This is a genomic window from Parasulfitobacter algicola (assembly GCF_013315265.1).
Classification (GTDB): domain Bacteria; phylum Pseudomonadota; class Alphaproteobacteria; order Rhodobacterales; family Rhodobacteraceae; genus Parasulfitobacter; species Parasulfitobacter algicola.
Window position 1 is genome coordinate 244,922 of record NZ_JABUFE010000003.1, and the last position, 19,976, is coordinate 264,897.

The following is a 19,976-nucleotide window of genomic DNA, read 5'->3' on the forward strand; positions in this document are numbered from 1 at the left end:
TCAATGTTCCTTATTCATTGCATCGCGTACGCTGTCAAATGTCTGCTGAGCATCTTTGACGTAATGCGCGCGGTTCACATCAGCGCGTTCGGTTTCCAGGCTGGCCACCGGCCCAAACCCCGGATCACCAAGGGCAAGCTGAATGGCCGAAAGGGCCTTGTGATATGTTTTTTGGAAATCGCCCGGGCTTTGCGTAGCATGGGCGTCTTGCAGGGCCAAAAGCGTATCATAGACCTGAAGGCTGGACTTGATATCGCGCTGTGCGGCACCTGGTGTTGCGTTGTAATAATAATCGGTATTGATTTGATTATAGGTGATATAATTTTTGAACGGCGTCACTGGGATTGATTTTGGATATTTAGTGGCCGAATACCAAAACAGGTCCAGACCTTTGGGGATGCCATCTGAAAAAGCATCGATATACTGGTCCCATGTCCCGTTGAAATTTGAACAAAACAGGACATAATCATTATCCAAGTTTTGCTTGCCCTGACCTAGATCGGGCCAGTCTTGCGGTCGGATAATGACCCAACGCGCAAAGTGAATCAGGGACAACCCCAAAAGACCCATCAGGTTCGAAGGCAACCCACGTGCGGCCATAAACAGAAGTCGATTGATCCAGGTGATTTTAGGATTGCTGGGCGTCACGACATTCATCGCATACGCCTTTCCTGCTATATTAGACATAATAATGGTCCTGTCTTAAATCTTCACTTGATTGGGTGAGCCGACAGTCAGATATCAAAGGCGGTCACGGCTTAGCATTGCGTGGATTTAATCCCCACGTTCATTGCAGCCCGCAAATGTCTGAACTTATTTAGCTCCCCAGCTAATACTCTTCTTCAAAACAATTTCTATTCAAATGACGTTCTGGATAATAAAGCCAGATCGCGGTTTTGATCACTTTGACAACTGGATCGGATCCCATAAAATTCTGACCCATTTATAGTAAGATCAATGCGTGCATATAAAAGCGCAAGCAATGGTTTGTAGCTGTCTCAGCAATCGCGCTGAAAATATTCGTCTTAAAATAAACCCGCAGTGTGTAAATATCGCGAGCTATGATCGTTCAAAATTCGCAAAGTCTTTCAACTTTACCGAAGATATCTTAATCGCTGATCTTCCCTTGGGTCAACCTTTTGTTTTTCCCGGTATACGCTGGGTGCCGCGATTGTGCGTATTGTGCGCTTTAAAAAGCGTTGTATTCCATAAGAAAAGGGCTGTCTGTTTTTATAACAGACAGCCCTTTATCGATTTATTCAGAACGGGTTAGCGCACCCAAACTTCTACTCTGCGGTTGATACGACGACCATTAAAGGTTTCGTTACATCCCAATGGAGATACCTCACCATATCCAGATGAGATAATATTCACGTTTGACAAAGCAGATTGCGGAAGACGTTGCAGCAGTTCGTTGCGAACCTCTTCTGCACGTTGCTGGCTAAGGAGTTGGTTCAATTCGCCTGGACCAACTGAGTCTGTGAAGCCAACAAGCAAAATGTCTTTGCGGTTAAAGGATCCATCTGCGATCAGTTTCGCAAGCTGATCAAGGTCAGAAAGCGCGCGACCATCAAGGCTTGCGCCGCCCTGTTCAAAACGGAACGTTATACTAAGGCGCTCCGCCGCAATCAGTGACTGCATCATGACTTGAAGGTCTTCCATCCGCATTTCTTCGTCGGATGCCAGAAAGATCGATGCAAAGCGGTTGCCTTGTTCGTTTACTTTTACCGATGCTGCAGCTTCGCTGACAAATCCGTTTTCACGCAGAATCTCTTCGGCGGCGTTGGTGTCAAGAAAGTTCAGGAAACTATCAACGACAGCCGGTGATCGGGTTGCGTTTTTATATGTGTAAAGACGAAAGGCCAGTGGATATTCTTCGGTTTTGATTGTGAATGGGTTGGCTTCGGTACGAATGCCACATGTACCCCCGATGGTCATCGGCTGTGCGTTGCCAAGTTTTGAATATGTCGTGACGCCGATCCCAAAATTATCACTGGCCAATGCATCAGCAACTTCGGCATTGGTTTCAAGAACATTGGCTGACGCATTCAGGCGCGCGCGTTCTGCCCGCATAACTGTATTGTCAAATGCCACCCAAGTATTTGAACGTGCTTGTGGCACGTAAAGCGTGATGGATGCATCCGGACCACCCAATTCAGACCAGTTATTGATCTGGCCTGAAAAAACAGCCGCTGATAAGCATAAAATAACCTATCAAACAAAAGCATTAAAATACAGCGATGTATGAATGAGTGGTAGCCCGTAGGGGAATCGAACCCCTCTTTCCAGGTTGAAAACCTGGCGTCCTAACCGATAGACGAACGGGCCATACCATGGCGTGAGACGCTATTTAGGCAAAGCCTGCGTATAGAGCAAGAGGGTTTTTGCGTCATTTTATGAAAAATTATGTCGCAGGGGCTGCGTCTTCCAATCGCAACTGGACCGATTGGCGTCCGCCCCAATTATTAATCTCAAGCCGGCCGGCCAGATGGAACCGTGCGCCTGCGTGTTGCATCAGTCTGGGTCCAAGATCGGTTTCAAAAGCGCCAAAGCAGATGGCATCCAGTTTTGCGCCCAATCCATCGCCGATGTTCAGCTTTAGATGTGTTTCGCCCACTTGTTTGGCAAAGCCGATTTGCATATCGGGGAAAGCAAAGCGCGGGGCAGGGGCACCTGCGCCAAAGGGGCCTGCTGCGTCGATCTGCTCAATCAGTTCGGGCGTTGCAGCACCGGGCATCAGTACGCTGTCCAATCGCAGATCAGCCGGACCAGATGTGCCTGCACCTTGCTTTGCCAACAGATCAGATAAACGTGCCATTGCGTCATCCAGTTGGTCGCGTGCAACAGTCAGGCCTGCAGCCATCTTATGTCCACCGCCCTTGATCAGGTGGCCCTCAGTGGCCAATCTTTGGATCGCGGCCCCCAGATCAACACCTGATACGGATCGTCCTGATCCTTTGCCTTCGTCACCATCCAATCCAATAATTATGGCGGGGCGATTGGTGGCTTCTTTCAGTCGCGAGGCAACGATGCCGACGACACCCGGATGCCATCCTTCGCCTGCAGCCCAGACCAGTGGGGCATCAAAACCCCGCGCCTCGGCTTGTTCCATTGCTTCGGCCCTGACACGCATTTCGATATCGCGGCGTTCAGTGTTCAATTCATCCAGACGTTCCGCCCAAGCAGCTGCCTGGTTTGGATTATCTGTCGCCAAAAGGCGTGCGCCCAGATCGGCTTGACCAATGCGCCCGCCTGCATTCACGCGGGGGCCCAATAAGAACCCAAGGTGATAACTGTTAGGGGGGCTGTCCATGCGCGCGATATCCGCCAAGGCCACCAGACCGGGGCGTTGTCTGCGCGCCATGACTTTCAGACCCTGGCGCACCAAAGCCCGGTTGACGCCAATTAAAGGGGCCACATCCGCGACTGTTGCCAATGCAACCAGATCCAGCATTGCCATCAGATCCGGGCCGTTTTGACCTGCGCTGCGCATTTGACGGTTCGCTTCGACCAGCATTAGGAACACGACACCTGCGGCACAAAGATGTGCCAGATCACCGCTTTCATCCTGTCGATTGGGGTTCACCACCGCCAATGCCGAGGGCAGGGTTTCGCCGCCCAAATGATGGTCCAGAACGATCACATCCGCGCCTTTGGCGGCGGCGATGGGCCCATGGCTAAGCGTGCCACAATCGACACAGACGATCAGATCGTGCTGTGTCGCCAGATCCGCCATGGCCGTATCATTGGGACCGTATCCTTCGTCGATGCGGTCCGGAACATAAAGCGTTGCCTGCACCCCCATTTGTCGCAACCAGACAATCAGCAGTGCAGCCGAGCTGCCGCCATCCACGTCATAGTCGGCAAAGATTGCAATGCGTTGGCGTTGATTTGCTGCGGTCAGAAAACGTGTCGCTGCTGTTTCCATATCCCGCAAACTGCGTGGATCAGGCAGCAGATCACGCAAAGCAGGTGAAAGATAAGCCTGCGCATCATCGGCACTGACGCCAAGCCGCACCAGCGTTTTGCATAGCGCATCTGGCAGGTTGGTAGTCTGTACCATCGCTTGGGCCATACGATCCTGATCGGCGCTCAGTCCAACCCATCGCCGCCTGGTCAGGGATGATGTGACGCCCAGAAAACTCAAAACGTAAGCTCAGACCGGATTGCGATAGGTCATACGTCGGACAGATCCGGTTTTTGATCGCATCAGGATTGTGGTCGCGGTCAGATATCCGACTTCGCGCTTGATACCTGGCACGATTGACCCGTCAGTGACGCCGGTTGCTGCAAAAATCACATCTTGGGTCACCATGTCGTCGCGATCATAAATACGGTCCAGATCGGTGATGCCTGCCTTGGCAGCCCTGTCTTTTTCGTCGTTATTACGAAAGATCAGGCGCCCGTAAATCTGCCCGCCCATGCATTTCAGCGCAGCGGCAGCCAATACGCCTTCGGGCGCGCCGCCTGACCCCATGTACATATCGATGCCGGTCACGTCGGCTTCGGCGCAATGCATGACGCCGGCCACGTCACCATCTGTGATCAGCCGAATACCTGCGCCTGTCGCGCGGACTTCAGTAATCAGATCTTCGTGGCGAGGGCGTTCCAGAATGCATACCGTAATATCGTCAGCCGTGCACGCTTTGGCCTTGGCCAGTGCAGCAACGCGTTCCGACGGTGTCATGTCCAGTGACACCACACCTTGGTCATATCCCGGCCCAATCGCTAATTTATCCATATAAACGTCAGGGGCGTGCAGCATTGATCCGCGCGGCCCCATTGCAATCACCGCCAATGCGTTCGGCATATCTTTTGCGGTCAGTGTTGTGCCTTCAAGCGGGTCAAGTGCAATGTCAACGCCGGGGCCTTTGCCAGTTCCGACCTCTTCGCCGATATAAAGCATGGGGGCTTCGTCGCGTTCGCCTTCGCCTATGACCACAACGCCGTTGATGTCCAACATATCCAGCTGTTTGCGCATGGCATCCACAGCAGCCTGATCGGCGGCTTTTTCGTCGCCGCGTCCGATCAGCTTGGCCGATGCCAATGCGGCTGCTTCTGAAACGCGGGCAAGCCCAAGCGATAACATCCGGTCGTGAAATTCTACTATATCGGCCATGTCGTTATCCTGTTGCTGATAGTGAATGTTTGAGTGAAGCAGATGAAATGATTATAAAACCTCGATCCGCAGGGAAACGGGATCGCTTACCAGAACATCGGTTTTCGCAAGACCTGCGGTTGCCTGTTCCAGCGCCGCCGGAGTTGTCTTGTGCGTCACGATCAGAACGGGCGCAGTTGTGTCTGCATGGCCGTATTGGCGCATGCGGTCGATGGAAACGCCTGCTTCGCCCAATATGCTTGCCACTTTGGCAAGAGCACCGGGTTTGTCCTGAAGTTCCATCCGCAGGTAATAGGGGGCGGGTGTGGCCGATCTGGATGGCGGCGCGTTTGTCAGTGTTTTTGCAGGCTGACCAAAGGTCGATACCCTGATGCCACGTGCAATGTCAGTGATATCAGACATCACTGCACTGGCGGTTGGACCTTCGCCAGCGCCGGGGCCACGGAGGACGATCTGTTCGATACTGTCGCCTTCCAGCACGACCATATTGGTCCCACCTTCCAGCTGACCCAAGGGCGATAATGTGGGCACAAGACAAGGCGTCATGCGTTGTTCCAACCCACGCGCGGTCATTTGTGCGACGCCCAGAAGTTTGATCCGAAATCCCATATCGGCCGCTCGGGTTATATCATCAAGGCTGATCCGCTGAATGCCTTCCAGCACGACATTGTCAAAGCTGACCTTGGTTCCAAACGCGATGGATGCCAGCAACGCCAGCTTGTGGCCCGCGTCAATACCCCCTACGTCCAGATTGGGATCGGCTTCAAGATAGCCCAGCTTATCAGCTTCATCGAACAGTGCATTATAGCCTTGGCCCGTGGCCTCCATCCGCGTTAGGATATAATTGCAGGTGCCGTTCATCACGCCCATGACACGTGTGATTTCATTGCCGGCCAAGCCTTCGGTCAGGGCTTTGACAGCAGGAATGCCGCCTGCGACGGCGGCTTCAAACCGGATCACGGTCCCTTTTTCTTCCGCGGTTTCCGCCAGTGTCTGACCGTGTAATGCAAGCATTGCCTTATTCGCGGTCACCACATCTTTACCAGCTGCAATTGCGGCTTCGGTTGCCGCCTTGGCGGGGCCATCACTGCCGCCCATCACCTCCACAAAGACATCGACATCATCGCGCTTTGCAAGTGCCACCGGATCATCTTCCCAGTCATATCCACTTAATGAAACACCACGATCCTTGTCGCGCGTTCGTGCAGATACGGCGCTGATGACAATCTTGCGTCCCGTGCGCTGTTCCAAAAGCTGGGCATGTTTGCGGATAATCTTGACGACACCGACACCAACGGTCCCCAGACCAGCGATACCAAGGCGCAGGGGATGGTTCATGTTCTTCTCCGTCATTGTCTGTTCGCACTTCCTTTAGCTGGATAACTTCACCGCCGCAACGCAAGGGTGCGTTCTGGGCAGACCTACGCCATCTTGATATTCAATGTATTTCCAAGATGCTGAAAATTAAGCCGATATTAGCTCTTATTGATTACGCATCTGATCCGCCCGCCTGCGCAGCCGTTCTGCGCGATCTTCCAGATCAGCTGTTGTATCAGGCGTAATCTGCGTGTCGTTGGCCTGTTCAACGATTTGATCCAACGGCAGGATACGCGGGTAATCAGACGTACGTGCGCGTTCCGTCACCGTATCATCCAGATCAGGAAACGATGTGCAGGCAGTTAAGGTGAAACATAAAAGCAGAATACGGATCATGGCGTTTTCTAGCCGTATCGGGGTTGCAGACGCAAGCAAACCGTTGCACTGAACGCTTGTTCAGTTAAAAGTTGTCCGTATGGCGCGTAAACAAGGTTCTCATTCGGAAATTACTGGCCCCAAGGTCCATGGGGCGGCGCTGCGGCTGTTTGCGCAGCATGGATTTGCCGCCGTTTCGATGCGCCAGATTGCCGCCGAAGTCGATGTTCAGGCAGGTGCACTTTATAATTACACCCCTGATAAACAAAGCCTTTTGTTCGATCTGCTAAAGGTCCATATGGATGAATTGCTGACTGCACACGCAGATGCTGGCATCAAAGGCACGCCGCTTGAACAGCTTGAGGCGTTCACTCGTTTCCACATCGCTTTTCATCTTGAACGGACCGATCTGGTTTTTATTTCGTATATGGAGCTGCGCAATCTGACGCCCGATAATTTCAATATTATCGCAAACCTGCGTCGGGTTTACGAAAATGCACTTGAGCAGATTTTGATACAAGGGCAAGACGCAGGATATTTTGTGCTGCAGGATACCAAAATTGCGACCATGGCTTTGATTGCAATGTTGACGGGGGTGGCACACTGGTACCGTGAAGACGGCAGGCTTGATCTGGATACTGTGGCTGATTTGTATTGGGATATGGTGCGAAAGTCGGTGGGCGCATAGATATCGTCTGTTAAGTCCAGTATTTCAGCGATATAATGCCAGATATGGCAGTTGCGGTTGAAACCTTTTTCCTTGATGAAAACTATGGCGGGACCTTGCAGAAACAACTGCAAGAGATTGTAACGTCAGGCATATTGTCGGGGCGATTTCTGCCAGGTGAACGGATGCCATCTAGTCGGAAACTGGCTGCACACCTTGGAATCAGCCGTATAACGGTCACGCTGGCGTATACGGAACTTTTGTCCAATGACTATCTGACAGCACTTGGTCGTTCCGGTTATTTCATATCGGAAACGGCCCCTTTGCCGCCGCGATTTGAACCCTCTGCGCAAAATGGGGAAAACCAAGTTGATTGGTCCCGCGCGCTGGGCCAGCGTTTTACGACATATTCCGGTGTGGGCCGTCCGTTGGATTGGCGGAACTATAAATTTCCGTTCATTTACGGCCAAACCGATGCCAGCCTGTTCGATCACGGCAATTGGCGCAGATGTGCATTGCAGGCGCTGGGTCAGCGCGATTTTGAGGCGCTGACCGCAGATTATTATGATCAGGATGATCCTAAATTGATTGAATATATCGTCCGGCATATTCTGCCCCGGCGTGGAATTACTGCGCGCCCTGAACAGATCTTGGTCACAATGGGTGCGCAAAATGCCCTTTGGATGGCCGCGCAGATATTGCTGACACAGCGGCGAACGGCTGTGATCGAAAACCCATGCTATCCTGAACTGCGCGAGATATTGAACCAGACGCGATGTAATACATTGTCCATTGACGTCGACATAGATGGAATATCGCCAGATGCCATTCCAGCCGATGCCGATGTGGTTTTTACAACGGCCAGTCATCATTGCCCGACCAATGTGACAATGCCATTGGATCGCAGGCGCGCGTTGTTGAATTGTGCCGAAAAGCATGACTTTGTTGTAGTTGAAGATGATTATGAATTTGAAATGTCATTTCTGAAACCTGCGTATCCTGCATTGAAGTCGTTGGACCACAGGGGTGCCGTTATCTATATTGGTTCGTTTTCCAAATCACTGTTTCCGGGATTGCGGCTGGGATATATGGTGGCATCTGAAACCTTTATCCGCGAGGCCCGCGCGCTGCGCGCGCTTTTACTGCGCCACCCACCAGGCCATATCCAACGCACAGCAGCGTATTTTCTGTCATTGGGGTACTATGATGCGCAAATCAGTCGGATGTCCAAAATCTTTGCGCAACGGCGCGAGGTTATGTTTGACGCAATGCAAGCTGCAGAGCTGCACATTGCCGGGCAAAACAGTTTTGGCGGATCCAGCTTTTGGATGGCAGCACCAACGGGTGTTGATACAACACAATTGTCGCTTGATCTGCGCCAGGATGGTGTATTGATTGAACCGGGTGCAGCCTTTTTCCACCCCCATGCCGTAAAGGCGAATTACTACAGGCTGGCATATTCATCCATCCCAGCATCGCGTATTGCCGAAGGGATTGAAAAAATTGCAACGGCCATGCGAAAAACTGGCTATACCTAGGTGTATGAATTGGCCCTAACAGCAAGGGGGGCATACCGGGTTAATTGCGAAAAATCGGCTGTGATTGCAGCCCTGTTTTGCGATCTTTCGATGGAGCACTAATCATGAAAATGACAACCGAAGAAGCCTTTGTGAAAGTATTGCAAAGACACGGTATTGAACACGCGTTTGGTATTATTGGATCGGCATTTATGCCAATCAGTGATCTTTTTCCAAAGGCAGGTATCCAATTCTGGGATTGTGCGCACGAAGGGTCAGGCGGCATGATGGCAGATGGATACACGCGCGCGACTGGCAAGATGTCGATGATGATTGCGCAAAACGGGCCGGGCATTACAAATTTTGTGACAGCGGTTAAAACGGCCTATTGGAACCACACACCCCTTTTGCTGGTCACACCGCAGGCGGCCAATAAAACATTGGGGCAGGGCGGATTTCAGGAAGTTGAACAAATGGCGTTGTTCAAGGATATGGTTGCCTATCAGGAAGAGGTCCGCGATCCATCGCGCGTGGCCGAAGTGTTGAACCGCGTGATCCTTCAGGCGAAGCGGGCATCGGCCCCAGCGCAGATTAACATGCCACGGGATTTCTGGACGCAGGTTATTGATATCGAACTGCCGAAGATCGTTACATTCGAACGCCCTGCAGGTGGTGAAGAAGCCATTCAAAAGGCGGCTGATTTGCTGAGTTCTGCAAAGTTTCCAGTTATTTTGAACGGTGCAGGGGTCGTTTTGGCCGATGCAATTCCCGCATCAATGGCACTGGCCGAACGTCTGGACGCGCCTGTGTGTTGCGGCTATCAGCACAATGATGCTTTCCCGGGATCACACCCGCTTTCGGTGGGGCCATTGGGCTATAATGGATCGAAAGCTGCGATGGAATTGATCCAGAAGGCCGATGTTGTGTTGGCCCTTGGCACCCGGCTTAATCCGTTTTCGACGCTACCAGGCTATAATATCGATTATTGGCCCAAAGACGCCGAAATCATTCAGGTAGATATCAATCCAGATCGGATCGGGCTGACCAAAGCGGTAAGTGTTGGCATTGTAGGCGATGCAAAGAAAACCGCCGTTGCACTGCTCGCAAACCTCTCAGACGCGGCGGGCGAGACGGGCCGCAAGGACCGACAAGCGCTGATTGCCCAAACCAAATCTGCCTGGGCGCAACAACTGTCCAGTATGGATCACGAAGACGATGATCCAGGCACCAGCTGGAACGAACGCGCGCGCAGCGCCAAGCCCGATTGGATGAGCCCTCGTATGGCATGGCGTGCGATCCAATCTGCTTTGCCGAAGGATGCGATTATCAGCAGTGATATTGGCAATAATTGCGCCATTGGAAATGCCTATCCAACGTTTGAAGTCGGGCGTAAATATTTGGCACCAGGGCTGTTTGGACCTTGTGGATATGGTCTGCCATCTATTATCGGGGCCAAAATCGGCTGTCCGGACACCCCTGTTGTAGGATTTGCTGGTGATGGTGCCTTTGGGATAGCCGTCACGGAATTAACGGCAATTGGTCGCCCGGAATGGCCTGCCATTACAATGATTGTTTTCCGAAATTATCAATGGGGCGCTGAAAAGCGTAATTCGACCTTGTGGTATGATGATAATTTTGTGGGCACCGAACTGGACGATGGCGTCAGCTATGCCGGGATTGCTAAAGCGTGCGGTCTGAAAGGCGTTGTTGCGCGCAGTATGGATGATTTGACAGACGCATTGTCGGTCGCGATCCGCGATCAGATGGAGAACGGCCAGACCACATTGATTGAGGCTTTGATCAATCAGGAATTGGGGGAACCCTTCCGTCGCGACGCGATGAAAAAGCCGGTTGCAGTTGCAGGTATTGATTCGGCTGACATGATGACAGGATGATTTATGGCGCGCTGTAGTTTTGGATGGTACCGTCTGGTGGGTTCGAACCACCGACCTCTGGTACCACAAACCAGCGCTCTAACCAACTGAGCTAAGACGGCAACGCGTGGTGAATACCGCCCTGCCGCTTTTATTGCAAGTGGATTAAGCCCGCCAAGTTGCAGTTTATTTCATTTCACCGTTGATGATCTAAAACGTGCTTTGGATAGCGCGCTTTGCTGGCGCGCCACCGGTCTGCCTGATCTTCAAGTCCGAAATCAAGGCTGATCAAATTCCAGTCTTGTGCCGCCCGTCGCAGAGCATCTTTTGGACTGCGTTGTCTATCCATTGCTTCTACCAACCATTTGGAAAGGCTTGAAAAATAGCTGTTGTGCCCCGGTAGATACAGATCCGGGATTGGGTCGTTAATAGCCATTTCATGGACTTTCAGAAAATCACTGGAATAGGTGTCTTGGATAATTTCATCTTGGTAATGCTGGCGTTGAAATGGATCAAAGTATCCGTCGGCTTCACGTACAGCATTCAACGATATCTCGGGCGATGTGGCAAAGGCTGCAAACAGATACGCCAACTCACGCTTTTTCGATTGCGTTGGCAGTACGAATGACCATCCCCAATTGAAATAGGATGTCGCCGCAATCTTTTCACCACCAGGCAGCAGAGAAAAGGCCAGTTTATTGCGGATTGGGGATTGCGCTTGATTGAAGTATTTTTGCGATCCACCCCATCCAATATTACAATAAGTGTCGCCCTTTGCATAATTTGTCCAATTGTCAAAAAGCCCTGCTGTTTTAGCCTGCGGATGCAAAAATGAACTGATTTCCAGCATGTCTTCAACGGCTTGCACTGCGCCATCGCTGTCGATTTGAGGGGTCAGAGCATCATCAAAGGGCAAAACGCCATTGGCATGCATGCGTGACCAGAATTCCCAGACCAGATAAGCAGGTGTGCGAAACAATGCGCCGCCGTATCTGTTTTCATCAGGCCGATGAAAAAACCGGATTTGACGATCCAGTTCCTGCCATGTCTGTGGGATATCAAGAACCTTGCCATAGAGATCCTGATAAGAAGTGACCTCGGTTTCATCCGTCAGCCAATCTTTTCGATAAAACATCAGGTAAACGTCGCCATCCGTTTGAAACCCAAACCGATCCCCACCAATAATGTTTCCGTTTTCGTAAAGACTATCAAACAGTTGGGCGGAATGCCCGAAGGTTTCTTCATATTTGGTCATGGGGTGAATAATGCCGGACCACGCCAGATCGGCCACAGCAAACGTAGCAGGCAATGCAAGATCATAATCCGCCCGGCGGGCCAGATGATCAACGGTCATGCGGTCGTTGATTTGATCGACATCAACAATTTCCAATTCAACTTTGATACCAGTGGCCGCCTGCCAAGCTTCAACAGTGGGTCGCAAGTTACTTTCACTTCCAACAGGGATCAGGCACCGCAAACTATCAGACATGCCTGAAGCGAACGACTTAGCGGTTTGGGCAATATCGTTTGCGGCTGGTTGCATTGCAAATGCAGGAAGGGTGCATAAGCCAATCCCAGACGCTGCAGACATTAAAAAATCACGACGTTTCATCAACCAGCCCTCGCTGCGAAAGTATTAATCCAAGTTAACACACCGTTAATCCCTATTGGTTAACAATCAGTTTAAGGATTGGAGTGCACATGCGCGCAGTTTCTAAACTTAGATTGGGGTTTCTGGCGTTGGCGTGCTTGACGTTACTTATCGCTGTGGTTGCGATTGCAGGGGTAAGTCGTGTGCAAACTCTTAATGCTAATTTGTCTGAGCGGGCTTTACCGGTCTTGTTCGAACTGGATGCGATAAGTGCAATTTCCGTAGACATCGCGCAGAAGGCGCAAAGTTTTGGCAATGCAAGAAATTTTGAACAAATCAGTACAATTGCAAATCAGATTAGTCAAAGCGATCAACAATTCCTTGCGTCATTTGAAAAGCTTGAAATCCAAGACCCTTCATTGCAATTGGGTGATCTTGCAAATGCAATCAACCGTATTCAGGATCTGACTTTTAACGTTGAAGATCTTGCCAAGTCTGAACTAAAGCAAAACGCGAATTTTGATCTGTCGGTGTCTGATTTGAACGACAGTCTTACGCAGCTTGCAACGCTTTCCGAAGATGCCCGTACATTGGCAAGCCTTGCGATCAGTCGCAGTCAAATGCAGCAATTGGATATTGATCAGTATCGTAAATCGCTGGCGATACACAGCACTGTTGAAAGCCTTCTGGCGGAAGCCCGATCTTTGATGCTGATCAATAATTTACAGGATTTAAAAGAAAATCGCGAACTGACAGCGCTGTATTTGCGTACACTTTTCAGCACAATCGCACGTTTGCCAGATAATGATTATCGCAACCAGATATCAGATCTTGCGGTAGGTATTTACGATATCTTATCCGACCAGGGTATTTACACACCAAAGCGATCAGCAATTCTGATCAATACAGATTTGCGGTTCCAGTTGGCCAGGCTTTTGGAAGAAACGTCAAACCTTCAATCTGCGACGGCTGCAATTGTCGAAAAGCAACGCAATCTGACCTTTTTGCAAAAAGAACAGATGTCGCGAACTGTGCGTGGTGTGTCCTTGACGCTTATTGTCGTTTGCACGATCTCTTTAACCGCTGCGGGATTGTTGATTTTTGAAGTGGTTGAACGTCAAATTTCTAGGCGCCTAAAAACAGTCTATGAAAATGCTGAACGGATTGAGCAGGGGATTTATACTGAGCCTGTGCATTTTGAGGGTAAAGATGAAATAGCGGCGTTGGGGCGGTCGGTGGATCGGCTGCGAGAATTATCGCAAAAGCAGACTAAAATCGAAGAAACACTCCGAATTGCACAAAAAGCTGCAGAAACGGCAGCACAAACCAAGTCTGAATTTTTGGCAGTGATGAGTCATGAGGTCAGAACACCGCTGAATTCGATTATGGGTATGTTTGAATTGCTTGAAAGGGCTGACATCCCTGAAAAGCAAAAAAAACGTGCAGGGATGGGGCGCAAGGCGTCAGATAACCTTTTTGAACTGCTGAGCAATGTCCTTGATGCGTCTAGAATTGAGGCGGGCAGTATGGATTTAGCGAAAAGTAATGTGGATACAGCGGAAATAACCGAATATTTATCATCGCTTTTAGAGGGCGTTATCGCGAAATCTGGCAAAAACCTTATGGCCGAGGTTTGCGTGGCGACGAAATTACCGCCATTTATTCACACTGATGGTGTTCGTCTTAAGCAAATACTAACGAACTTAATTGATAACGCTGTCCGATTTACCACAGATGGTAGTGTTGTCGTGCGTATTGAAAGTATGATCTCATCTAAAATCGTATCATTCCAAGTCATTGATACTGGTATAGGAATTCAACGTTCTGACCAAGAGATCATCTTTGAACCATTCCGTCAGACTGACAGCGGTATTAAACGGCGCACCGGCGGCAGTGGTCTGGGGCTAGCTATTTCTAAGAATCTTGCTAATCTACTTGGGGGCGAATTGCGGTGCGAAAGTTCACCTGGAATTGGTTCTACATTTATTCTTTCAATTCCAGCTGAATTTTCACCAGGAGAGACGACAGATGAAAAGTAAGAAAGTCCTACTGGCTGAAGATAATGAGATGATGCGTTTCATGTTGTCTGAAATGCTTGAAGAATTGGAATATGACTTTGATGTTTGCCGGGATGGTCAAGAGTGTCTGACGATGCTGAACGATGCACCAAATGATTATGCTATCGTTCTTATGGATATCCACATGCCTTTCAAGTCAGGTCTTGATGCTGTTAGCGAAATTCGCAACAGCAATTTACATCCCCCTAAGGGTATTCCTGTGATTGCAGTTACGGCAGATCAGCATTGGCAGCATCTGGAACGCTGTATTAAAATTGGATTTAATGATGTTATGCCAAAGCCGGTTTCAATGAACCGGCTAAGTGAAGGCATAAAGACGCATCTGGTCGCCTAATGGAAGACTTCCTGGGATAAATCTTCAATAATTTGATTGGTATCTTTTGTCAGATAAGTTGCAATGGCTTCAAGTTCGCTTGGCATAACGGGTTTCCGTAAAATCCAGTCAACACCACTTGCTACGGACCTGTGATCACCATTCGGAAAAGCTGATGATCCTGTAATCATAATGATAGGTGCATTGGGATGTCGTATTGTAATCGTGTCCGATAATGAGATTGTATTTCCGTCCTCGACAAAAAGATCCAGAATAAACAAGTCATATTTCTGTTCTAACAGTCGCGGAAAGGCAGCCTTGGCACCATTGCATGTCACCACTTCGAAACCGGCTGATTCAAGACTGTCTGTCCAAAGCTCGCAAATAATCGGATCGTCTTCTACTATAAGTGCTCGCATCTCACGCCTCTCTTGTTAAGGACGTAATATTTGTTAAAAGTTACCAATCTGTAAATTTTTACATTAATTCGAATTTTTCCGTCAATAATTCGTCAATAATAAAAATTCCTTTATATTTTGCGTAAAAACGACTGATCGAACGATGATTTATCCAGTAACGACGTCACAAGACCCACCTTGGCTTAGGGGCGTTCTGAATGCGGTCGGTGACATAAGTATCCAACCTGTTTTACCAATTGCTTCACCTTCGGCGAAGACTGTTATGAACTGCCATACACGTTCATTTGTCGTTCTGACCGGCCGCAAGACATCAAATGTCCCATCGCGCAGCATGAATTGATGGCTAAAGGAAATATCCCCATCGACATTTATCGTCGCTAAAACCTGCGAAGATCTGTCCGGGGCCGAATAAACAGAAATTGGCTCGCCCTGGTAATCGATACAACTGTACTGAGATTGCCAGTCTTCTGGTATCGGTGGCTGAACGTCCAATTGCATCCGTTCTGACATAAACCGTAAAAATGGGCCAGCATCCGTAACGTTTGTATCAACCGAACATCCCAGATCGCGTTCATCTTTTCGAATTTCTTCGATCATCTCTCGTGCCGCCTTGCCAATAGACGGGCTTTGAGTTGAACAATCTTCATTGTTAAAAATTGATTGGCCTAACGGAGATGAAAAACAATATCCGCCGCGATCAAGCATAGCATTCCGTGCAAACCAAAGTTCATTACAGCTTTGATTTATATTCGCCGCATAAAGCGGGGATATAAAAATCAAATACAAAAATACGACGAATGCCTGTTTCATTAGATCCATGTGTGTTGTGTTATCAATATAATGTCAGTCATACTTAAACGACGCTGATGACGGAAATCAAATTTGCCTGAAACGCGATAACAAAATGTTATGGTGTGCTTTGACGTTAGGTTATATCATCCATGTGGTGAACAGGGATCACAAAAAATATTGTAAAAACCAAGTTTATTGACCTTTGATAATAAACCCGCTAGGCGATATGCGACGGGAAAATGCACTTGGATTGCATGGGCCATACGGGCTATCCCGCGAAGAAGTGCGGGCCAAATATGTCCGCAGACAGCGGATATACATGATAAAATTTACAGACCTTAAACTGGACCCAAAGGTCCTTAAAGCCGTCGAAGGCGCCGGATACACTGAGCCGACGCCAATTCAGGCGGGCGCAATTCCGTCGGCATTAGAAGGGCGAGATGTGTTGGGCATTGCCCAGACCGGAACTGGTAAAACAGCCAGTTTTACGCTTCCGATGATCACACTTTTGGGCAAAGGGCGCGCACGCGCACGCATGCCACGTAGCTTGGTGTTGGCCCCCACACGGGAACTGGCCGCGCAAGTGGCTGAAAACTTCGATATTTATGCCAAAAATACAAAATTGACCAAGGCCCTTTTGATCGGTGGTGTCAGTTTTAAAGAACAAGACGCACTGATTGATCGCGGCGTTGATGTTCTGATCGCAACGCCTGGGCGTCTGCTTGACCATTTTGAGCGCGGAAAGCTGTTATTGACAGGTGTTCAGATCATGGTTGTCGATGAAGCTGACCGGATGCTTGATATGGGTTTTATTCCTGATATCGAACGTATCTTCAATCTGACGCCTTTTACCCGCCAGACCCTGTTTTTCAGCGCCACCATGGCCCCTGAGATTGAGCGGATCACAAATACCTTTTTGTCCAACCCCGCTAAAGTAGAAGTGGCGCGCGCGGCAACAACGGGTGAAAATATCACCCAAGGCGTGGTTATGTTCAAAGCCAGCCGTCGCGATCGGGAAGGCACTGAAAAGCGCAATGTACTGCGGGCTATGATTGATGCAGAAGGCGATGCATGCAGCAATGCGATCATCTTCTGCAATCGTAAGACAGATGTAGATATCTGCGCAAAATCTTTGCAGAAATACGGTTATGATGCATCACCTATCCATGGTGATCTGGATCAGTCCAAACGGACCGAAATATTGCAAAGCTTCCGCGATGGAACACTTCGTTTTCTGTGTGCGTCTGATGTCGCAGCACGCGGGCTTGATATTCCGAATGTCAGCCATGTTTTCAATTATGACGTTCCAAGTCACGCTGAAGATTATGTTCACCGCATTGGCCGTACGGGCCGCGCAGGACGGACTGGTAAGGCGATGATGATCTGTGTGCCTCGTGATGAAAAGAACCTGGCGAACATTGAAGCGTTGGTCAAAATGGAAGTGCCGCGTCTTGAAAATCCAATCAAGGACGCAAAACCACCAAAAGAAAATGCCCCCAAGGAAAAAGCGCCAAAGGAAAACGTAAAGTCCAGACAGGCGCGCGCCCCGAAAGAGGATTCTGCGAAATCCGGTGGACCAAAGCGCAGAAACAATCGTGAGGACAAATCGGTTGTTGGGATGGGTGATCACTTGCCCAGCTTCATTGCCAAAAGTTTTGACGAACGCAGGGCAGACTAACTTATTCTTTCAAACCAAAGGCGTGCTGGCACACGCCATTTCGTTATCTCGTGCACCTTGGGGGCACGTGCGTTTGGCTTCAAGCGGCGAACGCGTATTAAATTCAATATCTGCATGAGACGTTGCAACTGCGTGAGAATTTATTAGGCTTGTCCGATATATCTTTTGGATAAGGTGGGTTCAGTGGCGGAATTGCATAAAGATCATATTGAAACGCAAAGTCTGAAATACGCGAAAGAGCTTGAAGGCCATTTGTCTTGGCTGGATACCTTTACAGGTGCAGCGCTTGGTGTTTTGGCAGTAGCGTCTGGTATCTATACCTATCTTGGTGTGTCATCCTTATTGGATGATAATGGGGCGCTTAGTTTTTTTGCGGCTATGGCCTATTCTATTGCGGTCTCTGTCGGGATCTTTGTTTTCTGGTCTTATCTTATCAGGCTGTTACCCGCAGTGCGTACGGCATCTGCGCGTATGGGGTTATTTTTATCGATGTTGCTGGGTTGTGCAGCGATCATCGCGATGTCGTCCTGGCTGAACGCGGCTGCTTTGGCAGGTGCGGCGGCCGTTGAACAACATCTGGCGCGCACGGTTCAGGATTATCAGGCATCGCTTGAGCAAGCTAACAGCATTGCGATTTCGGCCCAAGGGCTGGAACGTGACGTATCCCGTGTGCGTCAAAGTTTTGAAGATCTATCCGAACAAGAAGCCAGCGGCAATCTGTCAGGTCTGGCCGGGCGTGGTGCTGTTTTTCGCGTGTTGCGACAAAAGTCTCAGGAACTGGAAACACTGGAACGACAAATTGCAAGCCAACAGCCTTTAGTGGAAACGGCCTTTGCCGAGGGTAATCTAATTTTAAGCCGTATGCGGTCGCTAACTGTGGAACAGGGATCTGTTGAAACACGGTCAGTCGAGTTTTCAGAAGAAGCCGTACGCCTTGCAGGCGTCATTGCACAGTTGCGCCAATTGTCTGTTGCGCCGCTGGTTGAACGGGCCGCACAGGATTTATCGGCATCCGTCGTTTTGCCAGAACTTGATGGTAATACGGATTCGAACAGATCCGATCAGGCCGCAACGATTACATCAGTTTTGGCCGTTTTATCGCAACGCGCTGAAACGCTTCGTGTTGCAGCACAAGAGGTCATGGCGATGCCCGCCCCGACCGAGCCGGTTTACACGCCTATTTCAACCGCAGATGCTGTGATCAAATATGCACGTAATTTTGCCCCAAGCTGGGCCGGTGCCATCGCAATCGACCTTTTGCCTGGGGTTCTGGTTTTTATCTTGGCGGTCACGCAAGCTGCGATCCGGAACAGCCGTGGATATACCACGCTTGAAGATTCAATGACTTTGGCAGAGCTGCGTGTTGCACGGGCGGCGCTTGAAGATATTGAAAGCGGCGCACATCAACCTGCACCAGCAGATACAAAGCCTGTTACTTTGCCGCTTGAGGCAATCAGCCCTAGCACAAAACGCTGATATGGCCGACGTTCAGATAAAGCCAAGACGGGGTTTTACGGTCGTCACCGGTATCAAGCTGATGCTGTTTGCACAGCTTGGGATCGCTGTCTTTTTGGCTGCCGGTGATCTGTTCAGTCTTCGGTTTAATTTTCAGATGCCCACCCAGACCCCTACGTTGGAACGCCCGATCGCACCAGGGGATCAAACCCGCAGATATCGCCCCGAACAAGCGCCTGTGACGCCTTATACTGGCCCTGATATTGGCCCAATGGCCGAGCGTTTGCAGTTCGAAAAGTTTGGTGAAACGCTAAAGCTAAACGGTCAGATTGCACCTGGGGATGCAAAGCGCTTTGTGGATTATATTGATGGGTTGCCAAGTAAACCTAAGATGATTGAGCTGTTTAGCCCCGGTGGGTCCGTACAAGACGCGCTTGAGATCGGGCGACGCATTCGCGCCGATGAAATGAATACCAAAATTGTATCTGGGGCGGTGTGTCTGTCAGCCTGTCCCTATCTATTGGCGGCAGGGGTGGACCGTACGGTTGATGCCGAAGGATTTGTTGGCGTGCATCAGCATTATTTCGGTCAGAATACAGTTTTACCTGCATTTATGGCAGTCGAAGATATTCAGCGCGGTCAAGGTGAAGTGATGGGATATCTTGAAGAGATGGGCATTGATCCTTTGATCATGCAGCCAGCCTTGTTGACTCCACCGGATGAGATTTACATTCTAACCCCCGAGGAATTGGTGCAGTTCAATGTCGTCGGTGCTTAACGC

The 19,976-nt window shown here is 49.8% G+C and carries 17 protein-coding genes and 2 tRNA genes; 8 read left to right on the top strand and 11 right to left on the bottom strand.

From position 1 onward, the window contains the following. From HRQ87_RS07310 to HRQ87_RS07340, 7 genes are all read right to left on the bottom strand, one after another. A complete protein-coding gene (locus HRQ87_RS07310; RefSeq protein WP_174136808.1) occupies window positions 1-687 on the bottom strand; it encodes a hypothetical protein in 687 nt (228 codons plus the stop codon). Between the two features lie 582 nt (window positions 688-1,269). After that, window positions 1,270-2,208, bottom strand: a complete 939-nt coding sequence (locus tag HRQ87_RS20565; protein WP_343035191.1) for a phosphate ABC transporter substrate-binding/OmpA family protein — start codon at window positions 2,206-2,208, stop codon at window positions 1,270-1,272. 45 nt (window positions 2,209-2,253) lie between these two features. After that, window positions 2,254-2,328 (bottom strand) — tRNA-Glu (locus tag HRQ87_RS07320). Between the two features lie 76 nt (window positions 2,329-2,404). After that, complete coding sequence (gene recJ / locus HRQ87_RS07325) at window positions 2,405-4,147, bottom strand: single-stranded-DNA-specific exonuclease RecJ (protein ID WP_174136812.1); 1,743 nt, start codon at window positions 4,145-4,147, stop codon at window positions 2,405-2,407. A gap of 9 nt (window positions 4,148-4,156) precedes the next feature. Continuing rightward, window positions 4,157-5,119 carry a class II fructose-bisphosphatase gene (gene glpX, locus HRQ87_RS07330; protein WP_174136814.1) on the bottom strand — a complete coding sequence of 321 codons (963 nt, stop codon included), beginning with the start codon at window positions 5,117-5,119 and terminating at the stop codon, window positions 4,157-4,159. 51 nt (window positions 5,120-5,170) lie between these two features. Beyond that, window positions 5,171-6,457 carry a homoserine dehydrogenase gene (locus HRQ87_RS07335; RefSeq protein ID WP_174136816.1) on the bottom strand — a complete coding sequence of 429 codons (1,287 nt, stop codon included), beginning with the start codon at window positions 6,455-6,457 and terminating at the stop codon, window positions 5,171-5,173. A 144-nt stretch (window positions 6,458-6,601) separates the two neighbouring features. Further along, the gene (locus HRQ87_RS07340) at window positions 6,602-6,832 is read right to left on the bottom strand and encodes a hypothetical protein (RefSeq protein ID WP_174136819.1); all 231 of its coding nucleotides are present in this window, start codon (window positions 6,830-6,832) and stop codon (window positions 6,602-6,604) included. 79 nt (window positions 6,833-6,911) lie between these two features. Between HRQ87_RS07340 and HRQ87_RS07345 the strand changes: the two genes are divergently transcribed. From HRQ87_RS07345 to xsc, 3 genes are all read left to right on the top strand, one after another. Further along, window positions 6,912-7,499 (top strand): TetR/AcrR family transcriptional regulator, encoded by a 588-nt coding sequence (locus tag HRQ87_RS07345; protein ID WP_174136821.1) that lies wholly within the window; start codon window positions 6,912-6,914, stop codon window positions 7,497-7,499. A gap of 44 nt (window positions 7,500-7,543) precedes the next feature. Next, complete coding sequence (gene pdxR, locus HRQ87_RS07350) at window positions 7,544-9,016, top strand: MocR-like pyridoxine biosynthesis transcription factor PdxR (RefSeq protein WP_174137186.1); 1,473 nt, start codon at window positions 7,544-7,546, stop codon at window positions 9,014-9,016. A gap of 104 nt (window positions 9,017-9,120) precedes the next feature. After that, window positions 9,121-10,890: a sulfoacetaldehyde acetyltransferase gene (gene xsc / locus HRQ87_RS07355; protein WP_174136823.1), complete on the top strand. Its 1,770-nt coding sequence runs from the start codon at window positions 9,121-9,123 to the stop codon at window positions 10,888-10,890. 24 nt (window positions 10,891-10,914) lie between these two features. Here the strand turns inward: xsc and HRQ87_RS07360 are convergent. Then, window positions 10,915-10,991: transfer RNA gene (locus HRQ87_RS07360), tRNA-His, on the bottom strand. A 74-nt stretch (window positions 10,992-11,065) separates the two neighbouring features. Continuing rightward, complete coding sequence (locus tag HRQ87_RS07365; protein ID WP_174136826.1) at window positions 11,066-12,481, bottom strand: extracellular solute-binding protein; 1,416 nt, start codon at window positions 12,479-12,481, stop codon at window positions 11,066-11,068. Between the two features lie 89 nt (window positions 12,482-12,570). Between HRQ87_RS07365 and HRQ87_RS07370 the strand changes: the two genes are divergently transcribed. Continuing rightward, window positions 12,571-14,499 carry an ATP-binding protein gene (locus HRQ87_RS07370; protein ID WP_174136828.1) on the top strand — a complete coding sequence of 643 codons (1,929 nt, stop codon included), beginning with the start codon at window positions 12,571-12,573 and terminating at the stop codon, window positions 14,497-14,499. After that, window positions 14,489-14,872: a response regulator gene (locus tag HRQ87_RS07375; protein ID WP_174136830.1), complete on the top strand. Its 384-nt coding sequence runs from the start codon at window positions 14,489-14,491 to the stop codon at window positions 14,870-14,872. The genes HRQ87_RS07370 and HRQ87_RS07375 overlap by 11 nt, the downstream gene beginning before the upstream one ends. On the opposite strand, the gene HRQ87_RS07380 is transcribed toward HRQ87_RS07375, so the two are convergent. Both HRQ87_RS07380 and HRQ87_RS07385 read right to left on the bottom strand, forming a co-directional pair. Next, on the bottom strand, window positions 14,869-15,270 hold the full coding sequence (locus tag HRQ87_RS07380; RefSeq protein ID WP_174136832.1) for a response regulator: 402 nt from the start codon (window positions 15,268-15,270) through the stop codon (window positions 14,869-14,871). The genes HRQ87_RS07375 and HRQ87_RS07380 overlap by 4 nt on opposite strands. Before the next feature lie 147 nt (window positions 15,271-15,417). Further along, entirely contained in the window at window positions 15,418-16,089 is a 672-nt protein-coding gene (locus HRQ87_RS07385; RefSeq protein WP_174136834.1) for a YARHG domain-containing protein, read from the bottom strand. Window positions 16,090-16,381: 292 nt separating this feature from the next. On the opposite strand from HRQ87_RS07385, the gene HRQ87_RS07390 reads away from it, so the two are divergent. The 3 genes from HRQ87_RS07390 to HRQ87_RS07400 all read left to right on the top strand — a co-directional run bounded on the left by HRQ87_RS07390 (window position 16,382) and on the right by HRQ87_RS07400 (window position 19,973). After that, window positions 16,382-17,740 carry a DEAD/DEAH box helicase gene (locus HRQ87_RS07390; protein WP_174136836.1) on the top strand — a complete coding sequence of 453 codons (1,359 nt, stop codon included), beginning with the start codon at window positions 16,382-16,384 and terminating at the stop codon, window positions 17,738-17,740. Window positions 17,741-17,923: 183 nt separating this feature from the next. Then, window positions 17,924-19,216, top strand: a complete 1,293-nt coding sequence (locus tag HRQ87_RS07395) for a hypothetical protein (protein WP_343035175.1) — start codon at window positions 17,924-17,926, stop codon at window positions 19,214-19,216. Between the two features lies 1 nt (window position 19,217). Then, window positions 19,218-19,973: a COG3904 family protein gene (locus HRQ87_RS07400; protein WP_174136838.1), complete on the top strand. Its 756-nt coding sequence runs from the start codon at window positions 19,218-19,220 to the stop codon at window positions 19,971-19,973. The last annotated feature ends 3 nt before the right edge of the window (window positions 19,974-19,976 follow it).